Genomic DNA, 22350 nt, shown 5'->3' with positions numbered 1-22350 from the left:
GCGCCCAGGGTCCAGTTCACCGAAGAACGCACGGTGTCGATTTCGCTGGCCAGGGTGCTGGTTTCGATGATGGTGTCACTGGCGTTGTCGACGATGTAGGTGTCGTTGCCCAGGCCGCCGATCATGGTGTCGGCACCGAGGCCACCGTCGAGGATGTTGTTGCCATCGTTGCCGGTGATGCGGTTGCCCGAACTGTTGCCGGTGCCGTTGAGATCGGCAGTGCCGGTCAGGAACAGGTTCTCGACGTTGGCGGTGAGGGTGTAGTCGATGGAGGCGAAGACCCGGTCGTAGGCGGTCAGCGAGGCATCGGTCTCGATCACCACGTCGCCGACGTTGTCGACGTAGTAGGTATCGACACCGTCGCCGCCGATCATGGTGTCTGCGCCCAGACCGCCGTTGAGGGTGTTGGCGCCGCTGTTGCCGGTCAGGGTGTTGTTCAGGCTGTTACCGAACAGGTCGATAGCGGCGGAACCGGTCAATTGGCCGTCCTCGACATTGGTCGAGAGGGTATAGCTGACAGAGGTGCGGATCAGGTCACGGCCTTGGTTGGCGAGTTCGAGCACAGTGTCATTGGCGTTGTCGATCACATAGATGTCGTCGCCGAGGCCACCGGTCAGGGAGTCTGCCCCCTGGCCGCCGTCGAGGATGTTGTTGCCATCGTTGCCGGTCAGGGTGTTGTTCAGTGCGTTGCCAGTGCCGTTGAGGTTGGCCGTGCTGGTGAGTACCAGATTTTCCAGGTTGTCGCCCAGGGTCCAGTTCACCGAAGAACGCACGGTGTCGATTTCGCTGGCCAGAGTGCTGGTTTCGATGATGGTGTCACTGGCGTTGTCGACGATGTAGGTGTCGTTGCCCAGGCCGCCGATCATGGTGTCGGCACCGAGGCCACCGTCGAGGATGTTGTTGCCATCGTTGCCGGTGATGCGGTTGCCCGAACTGTTGCCGGTGCCGTTGAGATCGGCAGTGCCGGTCAGGAACAGGTTCTCGACGTTGGCGGTGAGGGTGTAGTCGATGGAGGCGAAGACCCGGTCGTAGGCGGTCGGCGAGGCATCGGTCTCGATCACCACGTCGCCGACGTTGTCGACGTAGTAGGTATCGACACCGTCGCCGCCGATCATGGTGTCTGCGCCCAGACCGCCGTTGAGTGTGTTGGCGCCGCTGTTGCCGGTGAGGACGTTGTTCAGGCTGTTGCCGAACAGGTCGATAGCGGCGGAACCGGTCAATTGGCCGTCCTCGACATTGGTCGAGAGGGTATAGCTGACAGAGGTCTTGATCAGGTCATGACCTTCGCCGGTCAATTCGATAACGGAATCGTTGGCGTTATCGACGATGAACGTATCATCGCCCACACCGCCACTCATGGCGTCGGCACCTGCACCTCCGTCCAACTGGTCGTTGCCGGTGCCGCCTTGCAGGATGTTGTTGGCTGCGTTGCCGACCAGGATGTTGTTGCTGTCGTTACCAATCAAGGTGAACGCACCTGCACCACTGACCATGACGTTTTCGACGTTCAACAGGTTGGTCTGGGTGAGGTCTACAACATAGGTCTGGGCATTGGCGTTGTAGACAATGTTGAGAGTGTCCAGGCCCTCGTTGGCGTTTTCTTGCAGCAACGCCAGCTCCCCGGCTTGATCGAGACTGTATAGGTCGTCACCCGCACCGCCAATCATGGTATCCAGGCCACCGCCACCGCCCAGCAGATTGTTCCCGGCATTGCCGATCAGAACGTTGTTCAGATTGTTGCCAATCGCATTGATGTTGTCCGAGCCCGTCAGGGTCAGGTTTTCAATATTGGCGCCGAGAGTGAAGCTGACGGACGAAAGGACGGTGTCGATCTCATTCGGCAGTTCGCTGTTCTCAATGACCGCATCGGAAGCGTTGTCGACGATATAAGTGTCGTTGCCCGTGCCACCGATCATGGTGTCGGCACCAAGGCCACCATCGAGGATATTGTTGCCGTTGTTGCCTGTGAGCGTGTTACTCAGGGCATTGCCGGTGGCGGTCAGGTCGTTCCAACCGATGAGGGTAAGGTCTTCCAGATTACTGCCCAGAGTGTAGCTGATTGACGAAATGACTGTGTCGATGCCAGATCCCACAGTTGCCTGTTCGACAATGACGTCACCTGCATTGTCTACATAGTAGGTATCGTTGCCATCACCGCCGGCCATGGCATCGGCGCCGGCCATGCCATTGAGCGTGTTGTTTAGCGCGTTTCCGATCAGGGTGTCATTGAACTGAGACCCCGTGGCGTTTTCGATCTTCGCCCCATAAGCAATCGCCAGCCCGTCATTGATGGCGGTATTGTTGTTGAGGTCAACGAACGCCTTGCCAATCTGACTGTAGCTGCCTTCATTCAGGTTGATGATGACCGAACCAAGCTGGTTGCTACCATCAATCGTGTCATTGCCACCCGCATCCCAGATTGTTTCAAAAATCGACTGGTTGGCATCCCACTTGTAAACGTTGTCGCCGGTCTGCCACAGCATGTTGGCGCCATACAGGCTCTGCATCGTGATGATGTCCAGAACCATCGGCGTCGTTGGCTGATAGGAGTAGTTACTGTTGTAACTCATCACTGTGAAGTGGACGTCGTCGAGTGACGGATCAAGCAATAGCTTGTTGGTGTTGCTCGCATCGAAAGGATGTTTGAGACCCAGCGCATGGCCGATTTCATGGACGAATGTCAGGTAGTCGTAGCTACCTTTGCCCGGATTGGGATCATTGGTCTGAGGCCCGATCCAGACGTCTCCCGCAGTCGGTGTATCGGCAGGGAAATAAGCCCAGGCTGCCGTTTTGTCATCCATCAATCGGTATGCGCCAAAGCGCAGGTCGCCGACGTTGAACAAGGTATCGGTGGTCAATGTGAAATTCAGGTTCGCGACGGCGCTCCATGCATTGAGCGCGCTGGTCACCGCGGTCTTTTGACCGGCCGTCAACTCATACAGGGCGTTGTATTCATTGTCAGGGCTGTAGTTGGTGATGAAGTACGAGGTCACCGGAGCCATGAAGCTGTAACTGAGGTTGGTCGGCCCGTTGGGCGTCCAGTTGGAACCCAGCCAGAAGGTGCCGGAGATCAGACTGTCGACAATGGCATTGCCAGTCAGGGTGGCGGTGAAGGTAGGGGAATACGTCTTGGGCGTCGGCATGGGATTTCCTGAATGCGCTGCGGCCCTTCCTGAATGCGACCGCTACAAAAAAAAGCGATTTTGCACCAGATTTTGTACATTTGACATCATTGAGCCATCATTTTCCGATTGGTGGCGTCAAATTACTGACCCGGCGATCTATATCGGCTTGTGGGATAGAATCATTAGCGAACGCGTATTGCCGTCTGTCGAGGATTCAATGTCTGCCCCAAATCCTGCGCTTCTGCGCGAAACCTTCCCCGTCGGCCCCCTTCAGTGCAATTGCACGATCATCGGCGACCCGCTCACCAAAAAGGCCATCGTCGTTGACCCGGGCGGCAACCCTGACCTGATCATGGCCCGCCTCGATGCGTTGGGCCTGAAAGTGGTCAGCATCATTCACACGCACGCACACCTCGATCACTTCCTGGCGTCCGGGCAAATGAAAGAAAAGACCGGCGCCACCTTGCATCTGCACAAGGAAGATCAGTTCCTGTGGGACAACCTCGAGATGCAATGCCAGATGTTCGGCGTGCCTTACACCCCAGTGCCGTCGCCGGATCGCTGGCTGAGCGACGACGAAGAACTGGCCTGCGGCTGTGGCGTGGCGCTGCACACGCCGGGACATACGCCAGGTTCCATGAGCTTCTGGTTTTCCGAGGCTAAGCTGTTGATAGCAGGCGACACGCTGTTTCGTCGCGGAGTAGGGCGCACGGATTTGTGGGGCGGCGATCAGGCGACCATCGTGCGATCGATCAAGCAGCGGCTGTACACCCTGGATGAAGACGCGACTGTTGTGGCCGGGCATGGTCCGGATACGCGTCTGGGGGATGAAATGCGCGAGAACCCGTTTGTGCGTGCCTAAACATTTTGTCACGGGTGCCCAGTGGAATTTTTGTGCATTGTCATGATCCAACGCCCGCACGGGCCAGTTGCCAATGGCCGCTGCACCACAGAATGCAAAATGTAGGAGCACTCCATGTTCACCACGCGTCGTTTGATTATTGTCGCTACTGCCGTGGCCGTCTTGTCCGGCTGCGCCTCGCCCAACCCGTATGACAATCAGGGTCAGGCCGACGGTGGCTCCCAGGGCATGAGCAAAACCGCCAAATACGGTGGCCTCGGTGCTTTGGCCGGCGCGCTGGCCGGTGCCGCCATCGACCACAACAACCGCGGCAAGGGTGCGCTGATCGGCGCAGCCGTCGTCGGTGCCTCGGCCGCTGGTTACGGCTACTACGCCGACCAGCAGGAGAAAAAACTGCGCGCCAGCATGGCCAATACCGGGGTTGAAGTGCAGCGTCAGGGCGATCAGATCAAGCTGATCATGCCGGGCAACATCACCTTCGCCACCGATTCGGCGAACATCGCTTCCAGCTTCTATCAACCGCTGAACAACCTGGCCAACTCCCTGAAGGAGTTCAACCAGAACCAGATCGAAATCGTCGGCTACACCGACAGCACCGGCAGCCGTCAGCACAACATGGACCTGTCCCAGCGTCGTGCGCAGAGCGTGGCCACCTACCTGACTTCGCAAGGCGTCAGCGGTGCCAACCTGAGTGCCCGCGGTGCCGGTCCGGATAATCCGATCGCCAGCAACGGTGACGTCAACGGCCGGGCGCAGAACCGCCGCGTCGAAGTCAACCTCAAGGCGATCCCGGGCCAGCAGTACGGTGGTCAGCAACAACCGGGCACGGTTCAGCAATACCCGTAACCGTCAGCTACAAAAAAGCCCCCGGACAAGTGATTGTCCGGGGGCTTTTTGTTGGCGCGAAGGTTGATTACTTCTTCAGGCCGTAATGCTCATCAAGCATGCCCGGCGAGTTCGGGGTCTTCGGCGCGTAGTCACGCGGCGGTTCCTGATCCCGTGGTGGCGTCAGGCGTTCCCGTGGGGCCTGTGCTGCTTCGGAGTGCAGCGAGGCCAGCAGGCGTTGACGAGTCTGTTCGTCCAGCGCCAGACGGTTGGCACCCTCGGCGAGGTGATCCTGCACTTCCTGATAGCTCTGGGTCAGTTTCTTGACCAGATTGGCGGTGCTGTTGAAGTGGGTCACCACTTCGTTCTGATAACTGTCGAAACGTTCCTGAATATCGTCCAGTTGACGCTGCGTGCGGCTGGGCGCGGCGTTCGGCGCAACGCGAGCGATCAGGAAACCAATGGCGACACCCACAACCAGGGCAAGAGTCGGTAACAACCAAACTAAGAGCGAGTGTTCCACGAGTCCTTCCTCTATAAACGGCTTTGCTTTACGTTAACGGCTCGAACCTGCGCTGTATACCGCGATTCACTCGCAATAGACTGGCACAGACAATTTGCTAGACGAGTCGACCCGATTCGAGGTCACGGAGTTCCTTCCTTGCTGATGCGTGAAACCCCTGTAGTGATTGATGGCCCGGTAGGGCAACTTGAGTCTTTGTATCTGGACAACGAGCAGCCGCGCGGCATCGCGTTGATCTGCCATCCTAACCCGGTGCAGGGCGGCACCATGCTCAACAAGGTCGTCTCGACCCTGCAGCGCACCGCGCGCGACGCCGGTCTGATCACCTTGCGCTTCAACTATCGCGGCGTCGGTGCCAGCGAAGGCTCCCATGACATGGGCACCGGTGAAGTCGATGACGCCCAGGCCGCTGCCGCATGGCTGCTGGAAAAACACCCGGATCTGCCGCTGACCCTGTTCGGTTTCTCCTTCGGCGGATTTGTTGCCGCAAGTCTCGGCGGCCGTCTCGAAGCCCAAGGCGTCACGCTCAAGCACCTGTTCATGGTTGCGCCGGCGGTGATGCGTCTGGGCGAGCAGGATCAACTGCCGCAGCAGGGCGAGCTGACCGTGATCCAGCCGGAAACCGACGAAGTGATCGATCCGCAGCTGGTCTACGACTGGTCTGACAAACTCCAGCGCCCCCATGAGCTGCTGAAAGTGGCAGAATGCGGACACTTTTTTCATGGCAAGCTGACCGATCTCAAGGATCTGATCCTGCCGCGTCTCTCGAATTGATTGCAGTCTGACAAGCGATTACCCATGACGAACCGTACCCGCATCCTCACCGGCATCACCACCACCGGCACCCCGCACCTGGGCAACTACGCCGGCGCCATCCGCCCGGCGATTCTCGCCAGCCGCGAAAGCCATGCCGATTCGTTCTACTTCCTGGCCGACTATCACGCCCTGATCAAGTGCGATGACCCGCTGCGCATCCAGCGCTCGCGTCTGGAAATCGCCGCGACCTGGCTGGCCGGTGGCCTGGATGTGGATCGCGTGACCTTCTATCGTCAGTCCGACATCCCGGAAATCCCCGAGCTGACCTGGCTGCTGACCTGCGTCGCCGCCAAGGGCCTGCTCAACCGCGCCCATGCTTACAAGGCTTCGGTGGACAAGAACGTCGAGACCGGCGAAGACCCGGATGCCGGCATCACCATGGGCTTGTACAGCTATCCGGTGCTGATGGCGGCGGACATTCTGATGTTCAACGCGCACAAGGTGCCGGTCGGTCGCGATCAGATCCAGCACGTGGAAATGGCCCGCGACATCGGTCAGCGCTTCAACCACCTGTTTGGCCAGGGCAAGGAATTCTTCACCATGCCTGAAGCGCTGATCGAGGAAAGCGTGGCCACGTTGCCGGGCCTGGACGGTCGCAAGATGTCCAAGAGCTACGACAACACCATCCCGCTGTTCTCCAGCGCCAAGGAAATGAAGGACGCGATCTCGCGCATCGTTACCGACTCCCGCGCGCCGGGCGAAGCCAAGGATCCGGACAACTCGCACCTTTTCACCCTGTTCCAGGCGTTCTCCACGCCGGCGCAGGCCGACGAGTTCCGCAGCGAACTGCTGGGCGGTCTGGGTTGGGGCGAGGCGAAGAACCGTCTGTTCCAGCTGCTGGACAACGAGTTGGGCGAGTCCCGCGAGCGTTATCACCAGTTGATCGAGCGTCCGGCAGATCTGGAGGACATCCTGCAACACGGCGCCCAGAAGGCCCGTGCGGTGGCGACGCCGTTCCTCAACGAGCTGCGCGAAGCGGTCGGCCTGCGTTCCTTCGTCAATCAGGTTCAGGTGGCCGCAACCACCAAGAAGAAAGCTGCGAAAGCCGCACGTTTCGTCAGCTTCCGTGAAGACGACAGCAGCTTCCGTTTCCGTCTGCTGGCGGCTGACGGCGAGCAACTGCTGCTGTCGCGCAACTTCGCCGACGGTAAAACCGCCGGTCAGGTGACCAAGCAGCTGCAATCGGGTCAGGCGCTGGATGTACGTAGCGAAGGCCTGGGCTTCAGTGTCTGGCTGGAAGGCGAGTGCGTCGGCGACAGCCCGGCGTTCGCCGACGTGGCTGCGCGGGATGCAGCTGTCGAGGCCTTGCGGATCGCTCTGACACCGGTTCAGGAATAATCAACGGCTCGGCCCGACCAAGGGCCGATTGCCATTCCCACGGGCCATCGCTACAGTGACGGCCCGTTTTTGTTGCCTTGCTAACGAATTATGACGCCCCTAGAACGATATCAAGCTGATCTGAAACGCCCGGACTTCTTCCATGATGCCGCGCAGGAAACTGCCGTTCGTCATCTGCAACGCCTGTACGACGATCTGATCGCGGCTGAGCAGAACAAGCCGGGTTTGCTGGGCAAGCTGTTTGGCAAAAAGGATCAGACGCCGGTCAAGGGTCTGTATTTCTGGGGCGGTGTGGGTCGCGGCAAGACTTACCTGGTGGACACCTTCTTCGAGGCGCTGCCATTCAAGGAAAAGACCCGTACCCACTTCCACCGCTTCATGAAGCGTGTGCACGAAGAGATGAAAACCCTCGGCGGCGAGAAAAACCCGCTGACCATCATCGCCAAGCGCTTCGCGACTGAATCGCGGGTCATCTGCTTCGATGAATTCTTCGTCTCCGACATCACCGACGCCATGATCCTCGGCACGCTGATGGAAGAGCTGTTCAAGAACGGCGTGACCCTGGTCGCCACGTCGAACATCGTGCCGGACGGCCTGTACAAGGACGGCCTGCAACGCGCGCGCTTCCTGCCGGCCATCGCGCTGATCAAGCAGAACACCGAAATCGTCAACGTCGACAGCGGCGTCGACTACCGTCTGCGCCACCTCGAACAAGCGGAACTGTTCCACTTCCCGCTCAACGAAGCCGCTCATGAAAGCCTGCGCAAGAGCTTCCGCGCGCTGACGCCGGAATGCACGGCGGCGGTGGAAAACGATGTGTTGATCATCGAGAACCGCGAAATCCGGGCCCTGCGCACTTGCGACGACGTGGCCTGGTTCGACTTCCGCGAACTGTGCGACGGCCCGCGCAGCCAGAACGACTACATCGAATTGGGCAAGATCTTCCATGCCGTGCTGCTCAGTGGCGTGGAGCAGATGAGCGTCACCACCGACGACATCGCCCGACGCTTTATCAACATGGTCGACGAGTTCTACGACCGTAACGTCAAACTGATCATTTCTGCCGAAGTCGAGTTGAAAGACCTGTACACCGGCGGGCGTCTGACGTTCGAGTTCCAGCGTACCCTCAGCCGTCTGCTGGAGATGCAATCGCACGAATTCCTGTCCCGGGCACACAAGCCTTAAGCGGATTCGGCAAACAAAAAGGGCCTGCAGATGCAGGCCCTTTTTTGTGTCTGGTCGAGTCGTCAGGCAGCCTGCTGAAACTGCTGTCGATACTGGTTCGGCGACAGTTCGGTGTGTTGGCGGAACAGCCGTGCGAAGAAGCTCGCATCGTCGTAGCCGACTTCGTAGCTGATGGTCTTGATGCTCTTGCGGCTGCCGGAGAGCAGGCCTTTGGCGGTCTCGATGCGCAGCCGTTGCAGATAGTGCAGCGGTTTGTCGCCGGTGGCGGTCTGGAAGCGGCGCATGAAGTTGCGAATGCTCATGCCGTGCTCGCGGGCCACATCCTCGAAGCGGAACTTGTCGGCGAAATGCTCTTCGAGCCAATGCTGGATCTGCAGGATGATCACGTCCTGGTGCAGCTTCTGACCGCCGAAACCGATGCGTCCCGGGGCGTAGCTGCGCTGCACTTCATAGAGAATGTCGCGAGCTACTGCCTGGGCCACGTTGGCGCCGCAGAAGCGCTCGATCAGGTAAATGTAGAGATCGCAGGCCGAGGTGGTGCCGCCGGCACAATACAGGTTGTCGGCGTCGGTCAGGTGCTTGTCCTGATTGAGATAGACCTGCGGAAAGCGCTCGGCGAAGGCGTTGAAGAAACGCCAGTAGGTCGTCGCTTCCTTGCCGTTGAGCAATCCGGCCTCGGCCAGCCAGAACACCCCGGTGGCCTCGCCACATAGCACGGCGCCCCGGGCATGCTGTTCGCGCAGCCACGGCAGGACCTGTGGATAACGCTGGCACAGGGTATCGAAATCGTCCCAGAACGCCGGGAGGATGATGACGTCGGCGTTTTCCAGGCCGCCGTCCACCGGCATGACCACGTCACTGAAGCTGTTCACCGGTTTGCCGTCGGGGCTGACCAGGCGGGTTTCGAACGCCGGAGTCAGGCCGTGGCCCAGTTGTTTGCCGTAACGCAGGCTGGCCAGATGGAAGAAATCCTTGGCTTGCATGAGAGTGGAAGCGAAAACCCGGTCGATCGCCAGGATGCTGACGCGCCGCAAGGGCGGGGAGACGTGCTTGGACATAATTCAACTTTTGTTTTTATAAGGGAAAGTGGTCACCAGACGGCTGGATCGTCTTATTTTTTGTCGGATGTGTCCAGTGTCCTGTATCGGAAGTGAGGCTTAGTCTCTGAAGGTCTGATCCCTCCAACAATAAAGAAAAGGTGCCGCATGATTCCCAGAACCTTGTTCAGCTCCGAGCACGAATTGTTCCGCGACAGCGTACGAACATTCCTCGAAAAAGAGGCCGTGCCGTTCCATGGGCAATGGGAAAAACAAGGCTACATCGACCGCAAACTGTGGAACAAGGCGGGGGAGGCGGGGATGCTCTGTTCGCACCTGCCGGAGGAATACGGCGGGTTGGGCGCAGATTTTCTCTACAGCGCGGTGGTGATCGAGGAAGTCGGCCGGTTGGGCCTGACCGGCATCGGCTTCTCGCTGCATTCGGACATCGTTGCGCCGTACATCCTGCATTACGGCAGCGAGGCGCTGAAGCAGAAATACCTGCCGAAGCTGGTGTCCGGCGAGATGGTCACCGCGATCGCCATGACCGAGCCGGGCGCCGGTTCCGACCTGCAAGGGGTCAAGACCACGGCGGTACTGGATGGCGATGAGTATGTGATCAACGGTTCGAAAACTTTTATCACCAATGGCTTCCTGGCGGATCTGGTAATCGTCGTCGCCAAGACTGACCCCAAGGCCGGCGCCAAAGGCACCAGCCTGTTTCTGGTGGAGGCGAACACCCCGGGCTTCGACAAGGGCAAGCGCCTGGAGAAGGTCGGAATGAAGGCTCAGGACACGTCGGAATTGTTCTTCCAGGACGTGCGCGTACCGAAGGAAAATCTCTTGGGTCAGGCCGGGGCGGGATTTGCCTATCTGATGCAGGAGCTGCCGCAGGAGCGTCTGACTGTGGCGATTGGCGGTCTGGCTTCAGCCGAGGCGGCGCTGCAATGGACGCTGGATTACACCCGCGAGCGCAAGGCGTTCGGCAAGTCGATTGCCGACTTCCAGAATACCCGCTTCAAACTGGCGGAAATGGCCACCGAGATTCAGATCGGCCGAGTGTTCGTCGACCGCTGCCTGGAGCTGCACCTGCAAGGCAAGCTCGACGTGCCGACAGCGGCGATGGCCAAGTATTGGGGGACCGATCTGCAATGCAAGGTGCTCGATGAGTGCGTGCAACTGCATGGTGGCTACGGTTTCATGTGGGAATACCCGGTGGCTCGGGCCTGGGCGGATGCGCGGGTGCAGCGGATCTATGCCGGGACCAATGAAATCATGAAGGAGATCATTGCGCGGTCGCTGTAATGCAGTGTGATCGTTCCCACTCAGACGGTTCGCCGCCTCGACGTGGGAACGATCATCGTCTTGGATCAAGGCGCCGGGTTCGGATGATCCTTGTGAATCGCTTCGATCCCTTCCAGCACTTCCTTCGACAGTTTCAGCTCGTAGCTGGCGATGTTGCTGTCCAGTTGCTCCAACGTCGTCGCGCCGATGATGTTGCTGGTGACGAACGGTTGCTGATTCACAAACGCCAGGGCCATTTGCGCCGGATCCAGGCCATGTTCACGGGCCAGTGCCACATAGCGGCTGCATGCTGCTTCCGATTGCGGGTTGAAATAGCGGCTGAAGCGGCTGTAGAGGCTCAGGCGGCCTTTCGGCGGACGCGCCCCACCTTCGTACTTGCCCGACAGGAAACCGAACGCCAGCGGCGAATAGGCGAGCAGGCCGCACTGTTCACGGATGGCGATTTCTGCCAGGCCGATCTCGAAGCTGCGGTTGAGCAGGTTGTACGGGTTCTGGATCGACACTGCGCGCGGCCAGCCCCGCGCTTCGGCCAGGGCGAGAAAACGCATTGTGCCCCACGGCGTTTCGTTGGAAAGACCGATGTGGCGGATCTTGCCGGCCTTCACTTGCTCATCGAGCGCCTCAAGGGTGTCTTCGAGCGGCGTCAGGTTGGCTTCGGTCTGGTGCTTGTAGCCCAGTTGTCCGAAAAAGTTGGTGCTGCGCTCCGGCCAGTGCAACTGGTAGAGGTCGATGTAGTCGGTCTGCAGGCGCTTGAGGCTGGCATCCACCGCTTCGGTGATGTGCTGGCGGTTGTGGCGCAGGTTCCTGTCGCGGATGTAGTCGATGGTGTTGCCGGGGCCGGCGATCTTGCTGGCGAGGATCCAGTCGGCGCGGTCGCCGCGGCTCTTGAAGTAATTGCCGATGTAGCGCTCGGTGGTGGCGTAGGTGTCGGCTTTGGGTGGCACCGGATACATCTCGGCGGTGTCGAGGAAATTGATCCCGGCCTCTTTTGCCCGTTCGATCTGGGCGAAGGCTTCAGCTTCAGTGTTTTGCTCGCCCCAGGTCATGGTGCCGAGGCAGATTGCACTTACGTTCAGGTCGGTACGGCCTAGCTGGCGATAGTCCATCGGGTGCTCCTTGGGCAAAACAAGCATAAAAGCAGGTTGAAATTTTTTTCGCAATCTGCATAATTGCCGACCTCTTTCTGCAGTGGAAGTGATGCCCCGCCGCCGAAGAATCTTGCCGTTGAACGGACGCGCCGACCCGAGCCCCCGAAAGCGTCTGTATCCGGCTGCCTTTGACTTGTCAAAGTACGCACTATTCAGTAAGATCCGCCGTCTTATTTACAGGCGGCCCCTGAGGCTATAAAGAATGAAAACTTTTACTGCTAAACCGGAAACAGTAAAGCGCGACTGGTTTGTCGTCGACGCTGCTGGTCAGACCCTGGGTCGTCTGGCCACCGAAATCGCGAGCCGTCTGCGTGGCAAGCACAAGCCTGAGTACACTCCTCACGTTGACACCGGCGACTACATCGTCGTAATCAACGCTGAGCAGATCCGTGTTACCGGCGCTAAAACCACTGACAAAATGTACTACTCCCACTCCGGTTTCCCGGGCGGCATCAAGTCGATCAACTTTGAAAAGCTGATCGCCAAGGCCCCTGAGCGCGTGATCGAGACCGCGGTTAAAGGCATGCTGCCTAAAAACCCACTGGGTCGCGACATGTACCGTAAGCTGAAAGTCTATGCGGGCGCTGCACACCCTCATACTGCTCAGCAGCCCCAAGAACTGAAGATTTAACGGAATAGTTCATTATGTCGGCGACTCAAAATTACGGCACTGGCCGTCGCAAGACCGCAACCGCACGCGTTTTCCTGCGTCCGGGTACTGGTAACATCTCCATCAACAACCGCTCCCTGGACACGTTCTTCGGTCGCGAAACTGCCCGCATGGTAGTTCGTCAGCCGCTGGAACTGACTGAGACTGTCGAGAAGTTCGACATCTACGTCACCGTCATCGGTGGTGGTGTAAGTGGTCAGGCTGGCGCAATCCGCCACGGCATCACTCGCGCTCTGATGGACTACGACGAAACCCTGCGTGGCGCTCTGCGCAAAGCTGGCTTCGTTACTCGCGACGCCCGTGAAGTTGAACGTAAGAAAGTTGGTCTGCGTAAAGCGCGTAAGCGTCCGCAGTACTCGAAGCGTTAATTTCGCTTCCACGTTCAAAAAGAACGCCCGATTCCTCACGGAACCGGGCGTTTTTTTATGCGTGCGATTTCTTGAATAATTGCGCTGTGACAACTTGCCACATTCGTAGACCCCCTATACTACAAGGCTTGAGGGCCAGCCCTCCGGGTAATTACCTTGTCAGAATTGGGGGTTTTCATTACCATTCGGCAAAATTTTTATAAGTACATAGTTTCAATTTAGTAGACGCCTGATTTAACAGGCCACAAAGCTGATGGGAGAGGACTGAATGAGCAATGACGGCGTGAATGCAGGCCGGCGTCGCTTCTTGGTAGCAGCCACATCCGTGGTGGGTGCTGCAGGAGCGGTGGGGGCTGCGGTCCCGTTCGTGGGGTCATGGTTTCCCAGTGCCAAGGCGAAGGCTGCCGGAGCACCGGTGAAAGTGAATGTCAGCAAAATCGAGCCAGGACAGCAGATGATTGCTGAATGGCGAGGCCAGCCGGTGTTCATTGTCCGCCGTACCGAGGAAATCCTGGGGAATCTCAAAAAGATCGAAGGCCAACTCTCCGATCCGACCTCCAAAAACTCCACGCAACCCACTTATGTCGACCCTGAAGTGCGCTCGATCAAGCCGGAAATCCTGCTGCTGATCGGGATCTGCACTCACCTGGGTTGCTCACCGACCTTCCGTCCCGAAGTGGCACCCGCGGATCTGGGCAAAGACTGGGTAGGCGGTTATTTCTGCCCTTGCCACGGTTCCCACTACGATCTGGCTGGCCGCGTCTACAAGTCGCAACCTGCGCCTTTGAACCTGCCAGTACCCCCGCATTCCTATGAGACCGATGACCTGATTGTCATTGGCGTCGATACGGAGAAAGCGTGATGAGCAAGTTCATGGATTGGGTTGATGCACGCTTCCCCGCCACCAAAATGTGGGAAGACCATCTCAGCAAGTATTACGCTCCAAAAAACTTCAACTTCTTCTATTTCTTCGGCTCGCTGGCGCTGCTCGTTCTGGTCAACCAGATCGTCACCGGCGTCTGGCTGACGATGAGCTACACCCCGTCGGCGGAAGAAGCGTTCGCTTCCGTCGAATACATCATGCGCGACGTCGAGTACGGTTCGATCCTGCGCCTGCTGCACTCCACCGGCGCTTCGGCGTTCTTCATCGTGGTCTATCTGCACATGTTCCGTGGCCTGCTCTACGGTTCGTACCAGAAACCGCGCGAGCTGGTGTGGGTCTTCGGGATGCTGATTTATCTGGCGCTGATGGCCGAAGCCTTCATGGGGTACCTGCTGCCGTGGGGCCAGATGTCCTACTGGGGCGCCCAGGTGATCATCTCGCTGTTCGGCGCGATCCCGGTGATCGGCAACGACCTGACCCAGTGGATCCGTGGTGACTACCTGATTTCCGGGATCACCCTGAACCGCTTCTTCGCCCTGCACGTGGTTGCGCTGCCGATCGTGATTCTCGGTCTGGTGGTGCTGCACATCCTGGCGCTGCACGAAGTCGGTTCGAACAACCCGGACGGCGTGGACATCAAGAAGCACAAAGACGAAAACGGTATCCCGCTGGATGGCATTGCCTTCCATCCTTATTACACCGTGAAAGATATCGTCGGCGTCGTGGTGTTCCTGTTCATCTTCTGCTTCATTGTGTTCTTCTTCCCGGAAATGGGCGGTTATTTCCTCGAAAAGCCTAACTTCGAGCAAGCCAACCCGTTCAAGACCCCTGAGCACATTGCACCGGTCTGGTACTTCACACCGTTCTACGCAATCTTGCGGGCGGTCCCTGACAAGCTCATGGGCGTTATCGCCATGGGTGCCGCGATTGCGGTGCTGTTCGTCCTGCCATGGCTGGACCGCAGCCCGGTCAAGTCGATGCGCTACAAAGGCTGGATGAGCAAGATCTGGCTGGTGGTGTTCTGCATTTCGTTCGTGATCCTCGGCATTCTGGGCGTTCTGGCCCCGACGCCAGGCCGTACGCTGCTGTCGCAGGTCTGCACCTTCCTGTACTTCGCCTACTTCATTCTGATGCCGTTCTACACCAGGCTCGAGAAGACCAAACCGGTTCCGGAAAGGGTGACTGGCTGATGAAAAAGTTATTTTTTGCTCTGATTTTTGCTGCTCTGCCAGTGCTGTCTTTCGCGGCTGAACACGGTGGTCCGGAACTGGAAAAGGTCGACATCGACGTTTCCGACAAGGCTGCCCTGCAGGATGGCGCGCGTACCTTCGCCAACTATTGCATGGGTTGCCACAGTGCCAAGTTTCAGCGTTACGAGCGTGTCGCCGATGACCTCGGTGTTCCGCACGAGCTGATGCTGGAAAAACTGGTGTTCACCGGCGCCAAGATCGGCGATCACATGAACATCGGTATGCAGCCGGCCGACGCCAAGACCTGGTTCGGCGCAGCGCCGCCGGACCTGACGCTGGTGGCTCGTGTTCGCGGCACCGACTGGCTCTACGGTTACCTCAGGTCGTTCTACGAAGATCCTGCGCGTCCATGGGGCGTGAACAACAAGGTCTTCCCGAACGTCGGCATGCCTAACGTGCTGGTCGGCCTGCAAGGTCGTCAGGTCGTAGGTTGCAAACAGGTACAGATCGTCGAAGACGGCAAGAAGCAATATGACCCGCTGACCGGTACGCCTTTGACTCATGAAGCGTGCGATCAGTTGACCATCGTGCCGAAAACCGGAACCCTCAACGAAGAGCAGTTCGATGAGAAGGTCAAGAATCTGGTAACCTTCCTGGCTTACTCGGCTAACCCGGTTAAGCTGCAACATCAGCGCATCGGTACTTACGTCTTGTTGTACCTGGCGTTCTTCTTTGTGTTCGCCTACCTGCTCAAGCGTGAATACTGGAAAGACGTGCACTGATACGCTTCAAGCAATTGCTGTTAATCGCGCGCGCCCAAGGGCGCCTCTGAAAACGCAACGCCTGGTTCACCAGCCGTTGCGGGAGGCGCCCTCTGGGCGCGCGCGTTTTTCCGGCTCCGACTATTTCAACAAGCGAGGAGGATCGCCATGGGCGTGACCAATCGGTTGGCCTGTTACTCCGACCCCGCCGACCACTATTCCCACCGAGTGCGCATCGTGCTTGCAGAGAAGGGTGTCAGCGCCGAAATCATTTTTGTGGAGGCTGGTCGTCAGCCGCCTAAACTGATTGAAGTGAACCCTTACGGCAGTCTGCCCACGCTGGTCGATCGTGACCTGGCGTTGTGGGAGTCGACCGTGGTGATGGAGTATCTGGATGAGCGTTACCCGCATCCACCGTTGATGCCTGTATACCCGGTGGCACGTGCCAACAGCCGTCTGCTGATTCATCGTATTCAGCGCGACTGGTGTGGTCTGGTGGATCTGATTCTGGATTCGCGCACCAAGGAAGCGGCTCGTGCCGTGGCGCGCAAGGAATTGCGCGAAAGCCTGACGGGCGTGTCGCCGCTGTTTGCCGACAAGCCGTTTTTCCTCAGTGAGGAACAAAGTCTGGTGGATTGCTGCCTATTGCCAATACTCTGGCGTTTGCCGATTCTGGGTATAGAACTGCCGCGGCCGGCCAAGCCGCTGCTTGATTATATGGAGCGTCAGTTTGCGCGTGAGGCATTCCAGGCGAGTCTGTCTGGTGTCGAACGCGACATGCGCTAAGGCTTAAGGAGCCGCTATGAACTCCAGTCGACCTTATCTGGTCCGCGCGCTCTACGAGTGGATTGTAGATAACGATTGCACCCCGCACATGCTGGTCAATTCCGAGTACCCGGCGGTGCAGGTGCCACAGGGATTTGCCAGCGACGGGCAGATTGTCCTGAACATTTCGCCAAGTGCCGTGCGGCATTTGCACATGGACAACGACGTTGTGACCTTCGAAGGTCGCTTCGGCGGCGTCCCGCATAGTCTGTACGTGCCGATTGCTGCAATCCTGGGCATCTACGCCCGGGAAAACGGTCAGGGCATGGTGTTCGATCTCGAGTCGCCGGTGGATGACGAGGACGAGATCGAGCAGGACGACGACGTTCCGCCACCGGACAGCGAGCCGCCGCGCCCAAGCGGCCGGCCAAGCCTGAAAGTGGTGAAGTAATAAAAAAGGCGATCCGGTTGGATCGCCTTTTTTGTGCCAGTGGGAGCGAGCCTGCTCGCGATAGCGCTTTCGTAAGCGCCACCGAGGGCAAGTCGTTCTCAGTCGATGTACTCGAACAGCTTCACAATCTTCTGCACACCGGAAACGCCCTGCACCAGGTTGGTCGCCTGGGCGGCTTCCTGCTTGGTCAGCAGTCCCAGCAGGTAGACAATGCCATTCTCGGTCACGACCTTGATCCGCGAGCCGGGAATGCTGGCGTCGGTGAGCATCTGGGTCTTGATCTTGGTGGTCAGCCAGGCATCGTTCTGGCGGGCCAGCAGGGAGGAGGGCTGCAACACTTGCAGTTCGTTATGGACCTTTTTCACGCGCTGAACGTTGGCGGCGGCCTGTTCGGCCTTCTCCTTGAGGTCCGCGCGCGGGGTCTGACCGGCCAGCAGCACAACGCCGTTGAAGCTGGTGACGACGATGTGCGAGTCGTTGTCCAGGGCCGGATCGGCCTTGGCCACGTTGACACCGACTTTGGTTTCGATGAGCGAGTCATCGATCTTGCTGCCGAAAGTGCGGGTACCGCGGTCGTCTTCGATCGGCGCTTCACGGCTGGCATTCACCACAGAGGTGCAGCCGCTGATGCCGAGGCACAGGGTCAAGGCCAGAAGGCCAAGGCGATTAGGGGTCATTCTTCACTCCCGAACAGTTGGCTGTCGATCAGATCGCAAAGGCAATGGATCGCCAGCAAGTGGACTTCCTGAATACGTGCGGTGACATTGGCCGGTACGCGAATCTCGACGTCTTCAGGCAGCAGCAGCGAAGCCATGCCGCCGCCATCGCGTCCGGTCAATGCTACGACAATCATTTCGCGATCATGTGCGGCCTGGATCGCCTGAATAATGTTCGCCGAGTTGCCGCTGGTCGAAATTGCCAGCAGCACGTCACCCGGCTGGCCGAGTGCGCGGATCTGCTTGGAGAACACTTCGTTGTAGCTGTAGTCGTTGGCGATCGAGGTGATGGTCGAGCTGTCGGTGGTCAGCGCGATGGCTGGCAGGCTCGGGCGCTCACGCTCGAAACGGTTGAGCAGTTCCGAGGAGAAGTGCTGGGCATCGCCGGCCGAGCCGCCGTTACCGCACGAGAGCATTTTGCCCTCGTTGAGCAGGGCGTTGACCATCACCTGGCTGGCTTGCTCGATGTGCGGTGCAAGTACGTCCATCGCCTGTTGCTTGGTGTCGATGCTGGCCTGGAAAAGCTGGCGAATTCGGGATTGCATGTCCATCTGTGTGACCTTAATTAGCGCGGCTGTCCGGCACGTGAATGTGCAGCCCGCAAAGCAAAGAGCAAAAGTGTTGAGTGAAAGTGTCCGGGTCGGAGCAGGCGGTCAACTGTCGAACGCATTCTGCAACCAGTTCAGCTGACCGTGGCGGCTGTCGATGGCCACCACGTCGAAGCGGCAGGGGGAATTGGCCCAACGCGACTCGCGCTGAAGAAAATACTGTGCGGCGAAAATCAGTTTCTGCCGTTTGCGCTCATCGATGCTGTCGAGTGCGCCACCCCATTGAGTGTTCTTTCGGTAACGGACTTCGACGAATACTACTGTATCGCCATCAAGCATGACCAGATCAAGCTCACCGCGTTTGCATAACCAGTTCTGCGCCAGCAGGCGCAGACCCTGGTGTTGCAGATGCTCGAGCGCCTGGCGCTCGGCATCCTTGCCGCTTTGCAGGTTTGACCTGTCGGGCATCAGCGTGGAGTGTCCGGCAGACGCTGGATCTGACCGCTGACGAACTGCGCCCATGGCAACTGACGCACAACGCGCTGGGACTGGGTCATGCCCAGGCTGCCCGACTGACCTTCGATACGGCTGTCCGGCAGTGCCTTGAGCTGATCCAGTCGTGGCGCCAGGCGGTAGGCGTCGACGCCCATCGCGTACAGGCGGCCCAGGCTGCCGGCGGCTTGCGGCCATTGCGCGGTGACCTGCTGACGCAGCGGATCGCTGGTTTCCAGCAGCCACGGGGTTTCGCAGAAACGCACGCCGTTCATGTCGTTGTACTGGTTCACGTCGCCGCTGGCGCTGAACACGTGGGAGGTCGCGTAGACCGGCACGTCACCGGCGTACTGGAAGTTCAGGGTCGGCTTGATCTGCTGCGCCTGTTGTGGGGTGGCGGCGAGGAAGATGAATTCGATGTCCTGGCGACGCGAAGGCTGGGCGGCAACGTTGGTGCCGGCGGCATTCTGCAGGCTCTTGGCGCGAGCTTCGCTTTGACGCAGCTGGAACATGTCGGCGATCTGCTGGGCCAGCTGCACCGGCTGGTCGACGCGTTCGGTGGCGACGATGCTGCCGCCGTTGGCTTGCCAGTCCTGGCTGAAGGCACGCAGGACGCGGTCGCCCCATTCGCCTTTCGGCACCATGATGGCGGCGCGGTGCAGGCCGTCGGCACGGGCGCGGCGGGAGACTTCGCGGGCTTCGTCTTCAGCGGCCAGGCCGAACTGGAACAGCTGCGCCGGGCCTTGGTCACCTTCGCTGTAGTTCAGAGCGAGGGTGGTGATCGGCAGTTGCGGGCGAGTGCTCAGCTGTTTGACCAGCGGCTTCTCCAGCGGGCCGACGACCAGTTGCACGCCATCGGCCTGGGCCTTGCGGTAGAACTCGTCGAGGTTGGTCAGTTTCGAGCTGTCATAGAATTCGATGGCCGGTGGTTTCTGGCCGGCTTGCTGAGCCTGATAGTGCGCGGCCATGAAGCCGTCACGCAGGGCCTTGCCGACCGAGGCCAACTGGCCGTCCTGTGGCAACAGCAGGGCAATCTTGCTCAGAGGCTGGCTAGCCAGCTCCTTGAGTTTGGTCAGGGGCAGCGGCAGGTTGATTGCAGCTGGGTGTTTCGGATGCTGGTTGCGCCAGTTGTCGATGGCGGCTTGCTGTTGCTCCAGGGTGCCGGCGGTTTTCACTGCCAGAGCCAGGCTCATCCAGCCGCCAAGGTCATCGGTGGTGTTCGCTTGCAGTTGATCGGCCGGCAGCGACGCAATCAGGGTCCAGATCGCTTCGTGGTTCTTGCTGGCGGCTTCGCCTTCCAGCATCGGCGCGATGAAGATGCGCTCGCGGGCGGCGGCCAGGGTCTGGCCGTCGGCTTCAAGGGCGCGGGCGTGAACGGTACCGGCGCGAACTTGCAGCGGCACCGACATTTCGCTCAGGCGTTGCAGGCTTGGGTGGCTCAGGGCGGTCAGCGCGGCTTTCGGCTGATTGCGGGTCATGGCCAGTTCAGCAGACAGGGTGCTGGCGAATGCCTGCTGGCCCGGCTGGAGTTGTTCCATCGGCACTTGCTGCAGGATTTGCGCGGACTGTCCGGCATTGCCTTGGCGGTACGCCATGTCTGCCGCACTCAGGCGCAGCAGCGCAGCCTTGTCCGGCGATTTGGCCTGGGCAGCCTGTTCGAGCAGTTGCTCGATACTGGCATCCGGGGTCCGTGGAAGTTCGCCAAGGCTGGAGGAAGGGGAGCTGGCGCAAGCCGCCAGCAAGGCAGCGAGGCAGAGGGCAGTGAACAGCCGCAGGCAAGCGATCATGTAAGTGTTCCTGATACTCGATCAAATTAGCGTCGAATTGTACCCAAGCACTGGCCGGGGCGCGATGTTACTGGCGTGAAACCGTCAATTTAGCTGATACAAAGAGTGCGCAGCCTCACAATGGTGCGACAAACCGTGTCCGACCCGGACGCATCGTCCGGCGCACGACGCGCTACAATGGCGGCTTTTAACGATCATGAGGTGTGCGCTTTGACTGCTCCAGGTCCTTTGAATTCCGCTGCGGGCTCGCTTTATGTGGTGGCGACGCCCATCGGCAACCTGGATGACATCAGCGCCCGGGCGTTGAAGATCCTGCGCGAGGTGGCGCTGATCGCCGCCGAAGATACGCGCCACTCCCAGCGCCTGATGCAGCACTTCGGCATTTCCACGCCGCTGGCAGCCTGTCATGAGCACAACGAGCGGGACGAAGGCAGTCGTTTCATCACCCGTCTTTTGGCAGGTGACAACGTCGCGCTGATTTCCGATGCCGGTACGCCGCTGATTTCCGATCCCGGTTATCACCTGGTACGGCAGGCTCGTGCTGCGGGGATCAATGTGGTGCCGGTGCCAGGTGCGTGCGCATTGATCGCGGCGTTGTCGGCTGCCGGTCTGCCGTCCGACCGCTTTATCTTCGAGGGTTTTCTGCCGGCCAAGGCGGTGGGGCGCAAGGCGCGCCTGGAAGCGATCAAGGAAGAACCGCGCACGCTGATTTTCTACGAGGCGCCGCATCGCATTCTGGAATGTCTGCAGGATATGGAGGCAGTGTTCGGCGCTGATCGCCCTGCGTTGCTCGCTCGTGAAATCACCAAGACCTTTGAAACGCTCAAGGGATTGCCGCTGAGCGAGTTGCGGGCATTCGTCGAGGCCGACAGCAATCAGCAGCGTGGCGAATGCGTCGTGGTGGTGGCGGGCTGGACCGCGCCGGAATCCGAAGACGCTGTCAGCAGTGAGGCGATGCGCATCCTCAATCTGTTGCTGGAAGAGATGCCGCTCAAGCGCGCGGCGGCTCTGGCGGCGCAAATCACCGGTGAGCGCAAAAACGTGTTGTACCAAGTGGCACTGGATCAGCAAAAAGGCGCGTAACCCGTCGCGCAGACCGGTTTGCGGGCTATTAGCGCTTGTTCTTCGGCCGCTCTGCCGTTAACCTGCGCGGCGGAGAGTCGATCGGACAGTCGCTGCCCTCTATGAAAATTAGGGGGGGGAGGAAAGTCCGGGCTCCATAGGGCGAAGTGCCAGGTAATGCCTGGGAGGCGTGAGCCTACGGAAAGTGCCACAGAAAATAACCGCCTAAGCGCTTCGGCGCCGGTAAGGGTGAAAAGGTGCGGTAAGAGCGCACCGCACGTCTGGCAACAGTTCGTGGCTAGGTAAACCCCACTTGGAGCAAGACCAAATAGGGTCCCAAGGCGTGGCCCGCGCTGGGACCGGGTAGGTTGCTAAAGATGTCCAGTGATGGCCATCGTAGACGAATGACTGTTCAAGACAGAACCCGGCTTACAGATCGACTCTCCACCTTTTTCTTTTCCCTGCTTGAATTAAAGGCGACAGGGCTGTTTAT

Annotated in this window: 22 protein-coding genes and 1 other RNA gene; 15 read left to right on the top strand and 8 right to left on the bottom strand. The window is 59.2% G+C overall.

The annotated features are described in order from the left end of the window. Positions 1-3143, bottom strand: a 3143-nt coding sequence (locus tag CAG25_RS24265; protein WP_256576185.1) for a M10 family metallopeptidase, incomplete at its 3' end; no start/stop codon positions are given. A gap of 199 nt (positions 3144-3342) precedes the next feature. Here CAG25_RS24265 and CAG25_RS24260 point away from each other — a divergent pair. Together CAG25_RS24260 and CAG25_RS24255 are read left to right on the top strand one after the other, a co-directional pair. After that, the gene (locus CAG25_RS24260) at positions 3343-3987 is read left to right on the top strand and encodes an MBL fold metallo-hydrolase (protein ID WP_085610971.1); all 645 of its coding nucleotides are present in this window, start codon (positions 3343-3345) and stop codon (positions 3985-3987) included. Positions 3988-4101: 114 nt separating this feature from the next. Beyond that, on the top strand, positions 4102-4833 hold the full coding sequence (locus CAG25_RS24255) for an OmpA family lipoprotein (protein ID WP_007956806.1): 732 nt from the start codon (positions 4102-4104) through the stop codon (positions 4831-4833). A gap of 67 nt (positions 4834-4900) precedes the next feature. Here the strand turns inward: CAG25_RS24255 and CAG25_RS24250 are convergent, their stop codons facing one another. Continuing rightward, positions 4901-5335: a YhcB family protein gene (locus CAG25_RS24250; protein ID WP_039766275.1), complete on the bottom strand. Its 435-nt coding sequence runs from the start codon at positions 5333-5335 to the stop codon at positions 4901-4903. 144 nt (positions 5336-5479) lie between these two features. On the opposite strand from CAG25_RS24250, the gene CAG25_RS24245 reads away from it, so the two are divergent. The 3 genes from CAG25_RS24245 to zapE all read left to right on the top strand — a co-directional run bounded on the left by CAG25_RS24245 (position 5480) and on the right by zapE (position 8674). Beyond that, positions 5480-6109, top strand: coding sequence for an alpha/beta hydrolase (locus tag CAG25_RS24245; RefSeq protein ID WP_085610982.1), 630 nt, complete (start codon positions 5480-5482; stop codon positions 6107-6109). A 24-nt stretch (positions 6110-6133) separates the two neighbouring features. Further along, positions 6134-7489, top strand: coding sequence for a tryptophan--tRNA ligase (locus CAG25_RS24240; RefSeq protein ID WP_085610970.1), 1356 nt, complete (start codon positions 6134-6136; stop codon positions 7487-7489). A 90-nt stretch (positions 7490-7579) separates the two neighbouring features. Further along, entirely contained in the window at positions 7580-8674 is a 1095-nt protein-coding gene (gene zapE, locus CAG25_RS24235) for a cell division protein ZapE (RefSeq protein ID WP_064599321.1), read from the top strand. Between the two features lie 62 nt (positions 8675-8736). On the opposite strand, the gene CAG25_RS24230 is transcribed toward zapE, so the two are convergent. After that, positions 8737-9633 (bottom strand): GlxA family transcriptional regulator, encoded by an 897-nt coding sequence (locus CAG25_RS24230; RefSeq protein ID WP_178076451.1) that lies wholly within the window; start codon positions 9631-9633, stop codon positions 8737-8739. A 246-nt stretch (positions 9634-9879) separates the two neighbouring features. Between CAG25_RS24230 and CAG25_RS24225 the strand changes: the two genes are divergently transcribed. After that, positions 9880-11016: an acyl-CoA dehydrogenase family protein gene (locus CAG25_RS24225; protein WP_007956797.1), complete on the top strand. Its 1137-nt coding sequence runs from the start codon at positions 9880-9882 to the stop codon at positions 11014-11016. Between the two features lie 65 nt (positions 11017-11081). On the opposite strand, the gene CAG25_RS24220 is transcribed toward CAG25_RS24225, so the two are convergent. Then, positions 11082-12122, bottom strand: a complete 1041-nt coding sequence (locus CAG25_RS24220) for an NADP(H)-dependent aldo-keto reductase (RefSeq protein ID WP_085610968.1) — start codon at positions 12120-12122, stop codon at positions 11082-11084. 244 nt (positions 12123-12366) lie between these two features. On the opposite strand from CAG25_RS24220, the gene rplM reads away from it, so the two are divergent. From rplM to CAG25_RS24185, 7 genes are all read left to right on the top strand, one after another. After that, positions 12367-12795 carry a 50S ribosomal protein L13 gene (gene rplM, locus CAG25_RS24215; protein WP_003228062.1) on the top strand — a complete coding sequence of 143 codons (429 nt, stop codon included), beginning with the start codon at positions 12367-12369 and terminating at the stop codon, positions 12793-12795. A gap of 14 nt (positions 12796-12809) precedes the next feature. Further along, the gene (gene rpsI / locus CAG25_RS24210) at positions 12810-13202 is read left to right on the top strand and encodes a 30S ribosomal protein S9 (RefSeq protein ID WP_039766266.1); all 393 of its coding nucleotides are present in this window, start codon (positions 12810-12812) and stop codon (positions 13200-13202) included. A gap of 268 nt (positions 13203-13470) precedes the next feature. Continuing rightward, on the top strand, positions 13471-14064 hold the full coding sequence (gene petA, locus CAG25_RS24205) for a ubiquinol-cytochrome c reductase iron-sulfur subunit (protein ID WP_007917031.1): 594 nt from the start codon (positions 13471-13473) through the stop codon (positions 14062-14064). Next, the gene (locus CAG25_RS24200; protein ID WP_007956792.1) at positions 14064-15275 is read left to right on the top strand and encodes a cytochrome bc complex cytochrome b subunit; all 1212 of its coding nucleotides are present in this window, start codon (positions 14064-14066) and stop codon (positions 15273-15275) included. Before petA ends, CAG25_RS24200 begins: the two co-directional genes overlap by 1 nt. Continuing rightward, a complete protein-coding gene (locus CAG25_RS24195; protein WP_085610967.1) occupies positions 15275-16057 on the top strand; it encodes a cytochrome c1 in 783 nt (260 codons plus the stop codon). The genes CAG25_RS24200 and CAG25_RS24195 overlap by 1 nt, the downstream gene beginning before the upstream one ends. A 147-nt stretch (positions 16058-16204) precedes the next feature. After that, a complete protein-coding gene (locus tag CAG25_RS24190) occupies positions 16205-16822 on the top strand; it encodes a glutathione S-transferase N-terminal domain-containing protein (protein ID WP_011335872.1) in 618 nt (205 codons plus the stop codon). A 16-nt stretch (positions 16823-16838) separates the two neighbouring features. After that, positions 16839-17252, top strand: coding sequence for a ClpXP protease specificity-enhancing factor (locus CAG25_RS24185; protein WP_085610966.1), 414 nt, complete (start codon positions 16839-16841; stop codon positions 17250-17252). Positions 17253-17350: 98 nt separating this feature from the next. Here CAG25_RS24185 and CAG25_RS24180 read toward each other — a convergent pair whose 3' ends face one another. From CAG25_RS24180 to CAG25_RS24165, 4 genes are all read right to left on the bottom strand, one after another. Continuing rightward, on the bottom strand, positions 17351-17929 hold the full coding sequence (locus CAG25_RS24180; protein ID WP_011335871.1) for a BON domain-containing protein: 579 nt from the start codon (positions 17927-17929) through the stop codon (positions 17351-17353). Next, complete coding sequence (locus CAG25_RS24175) at positions 17926-18519, bottom strand: phosphoheptose isomerase (protein WP_007928463.1); 594 nt, start codon at positions 18517-18519, stop codon at positions 17926-17928. Before CAG25_RS24175 ends, CAG25_RS24180 begins: the two co-directional genes overlap by 4 nt. A gap of 102 nt (positions 18520-18621) precedes the next feature. Next, on the bottom strand, positions 18622-18984 hold the full coding sequence (locus CAG25_RS24170; RefSeq protein WP_085610965.1) for a YraN family protein: 363 nt from the start codon (positions 18982-18984) through the stop codon (positions 18622-18624). Continuing rightward, positions 18984-20795 (bottom strand): penicillin-binding protein activator, encoded by a 1812-nt coding sequence (locus tag CAG25_RS24165; RefSeq protein WP_085610964.1) that lies wholly within the window; start codon positions 20793-20795, stop codon positions 18984-18986. Before CAG25_RS24165 ends, CAG25_RS24170 begins: the two co-directional genes overlap by 1 nt. Before the next feature lie 177 nt (positions 20796-20972). Here CAG25_RS24165 and rsmI point away from each other — a divergent pair, with 177 nt between their 5' ends. Together rsmI and rnpB are read left to right on the top strand one after the other, a co-directional pair. Then, complete coding sequence (rsmI, locus tag CAG25_RS24160; protein WP_085610963.1) at positions 20973-21878, top strand: 16S rRNA (cytidine(1402)-2'-O)-methyltransferase; 906 nt, start codon at positions 20973-20975, stop codon at positions 21876-21878. Between the two features lie 73 nt (positions 21879-21951). After that, positions 21952-22305, top strand: an RNA gene (rnpB, locus tag CAG25_RS24155) — RNase P RNA component class A. Positions 22306-22350: the final 45 nt, after the last annotated feature.

This window comes from Pseudomonas sp. B16(2017), assembly GCF_002113205.1.
Taxonomy (GTDB): domain Bacteria; phylum Pseudomonadota; class Gammaproteobacteria; order Pseudomonadales; family Pseudomonadaceae; genus Aquipseudomonas; species Aquipseudomonas pharyngis.
Note: the sequence above shows the minus strand (reverse complement) of the source record. Positions and strands in the feature narration are given on the sequence as shown.

Coding starts and splice junctions, on each gene's coding strand:
- CAG25_RS24260 (WP_085610971.1), top strand. CDS start 3,343: ATGTCTGCCCCAAATCCTGCGCTTCTGCGCGAAACCTTCCCCGTCGGC.
- CAG25_RS24255 (WP_007956806.1), top strand. CDS start 4,102: ATGTTCACCACGCGTCGTTTGATTATTGTCGCTACTGCCGTGGCCGTC.
- CAG25_RS24245 (WP_085610982.1), top strand. CDS start 5,480: ATGCGTGAAACCCCTGTAGTGATTGATGGCCCGGTAGGGCAACTTGAG.
- CAG25_RS24240 (WP_085610970.1), top strand. CDS start 6,134: ATGACGAACCGTACCCGCATCCTCACCGGCATCACCACCACCGGCACC.
- zapE (WP_064599321.1), top strand. CDS start 7,580: ATGACGCCCCTAGAACGATATCAAGCTGATCTGAAACGCCCGGACTTC.
- CAG25_RS24225 (WP_007956797.1), top strand. CDS start 9,880: ATGATTCCCAGAACCTTGTTCAGCTCCGAGCACGAATTGTTCCGCGAC.
- CAG25_RS24220 (WP_085610968.1), bottom strand. CDS start 12,122: ATGGACTATCGCCAGCTAGGCCGTACCGACCTGAACGTAAGTGCAATC.
- rplM (WP_003228062.1), top strand. CDS start 12,367: ATGAAAACTTTTACTGCTAAACCGGAAACAGTAAAGCGCGACTGGTTT.
- rpsI (WP_039766266.1), top strand. CDS start 12,810: ATGTCGGCGACTCAAAATTACGGCACTGGCCGTCGCAAGACCGCAACC.
- petA (WP_007917031.1), top strand. CDS start 13,471: ATGAGCAATGACGGCGTGAATGCAGGCCGGCGTCGCTTCTTGGTAGCA.
- CAG25_RS24200 (WP_007956792.1), top strand. CDS start 14,064: ATGAGCAAGTTCATGGATTGGGTTGATGCACGCTTCCCCGCCACCAAA.
- CAG25_RS24195 (WP_085610967.1), top strand. CDS start 15,275: ATGAAAAAGTTATTTTTTGCTCTGATTTTTGCTGCTCTGCCAGTGCTG.
- CAG25_RS24190 (WP_011335872.1), top strand. CDS start 16,205: ATGGGCGTGACCAATCGGTTGGCCTGTTACTCCGACCCCGCCGACCAC.
- CAG25_RS24185 (WP_085610966.1), top strand. CDS start 16,839: ATGAACTCCAGTCGACCTTATCTGGTCCGCGCGCTCTACGAGTGGATT.
- CAG25_RS24180 (WP_011335871.1), bottom strand. CDS start 17,929: ATGACCCCTAATCGCCTTGGCCTTCTGGCCTTGACCCTGTGCCTCGGC.
- CAG25_RS24175 (WP_007928463.1), bottom strand. CDS start 18,519: ATGGACATGCAATCCCGAATTCGCCAGCTTTTCCAGGCCAGCATCGAC.
- CAG25_RS24170 (WP_085610965.1), bottom strand. CDS start 18,984: ATGCCCGACAGGTCAAACCTGCAAAGCGGCAAGGATGCCGAGCGCCAG.
- CAG25_RS24165 (WP_085610964.1), bottom strand. CDS start 20,795: ATGATCGCTTGCCTGCGGCTGTTCACTGCCCTCTGCCTCGCTGCCTTG.
- rsmI (WP_085610963.1), top strand. CDS start 20,973: ATGGCGGCTTTTAACGATCATGAGGTGTGCGCTTTGACTGCTCCAGGT.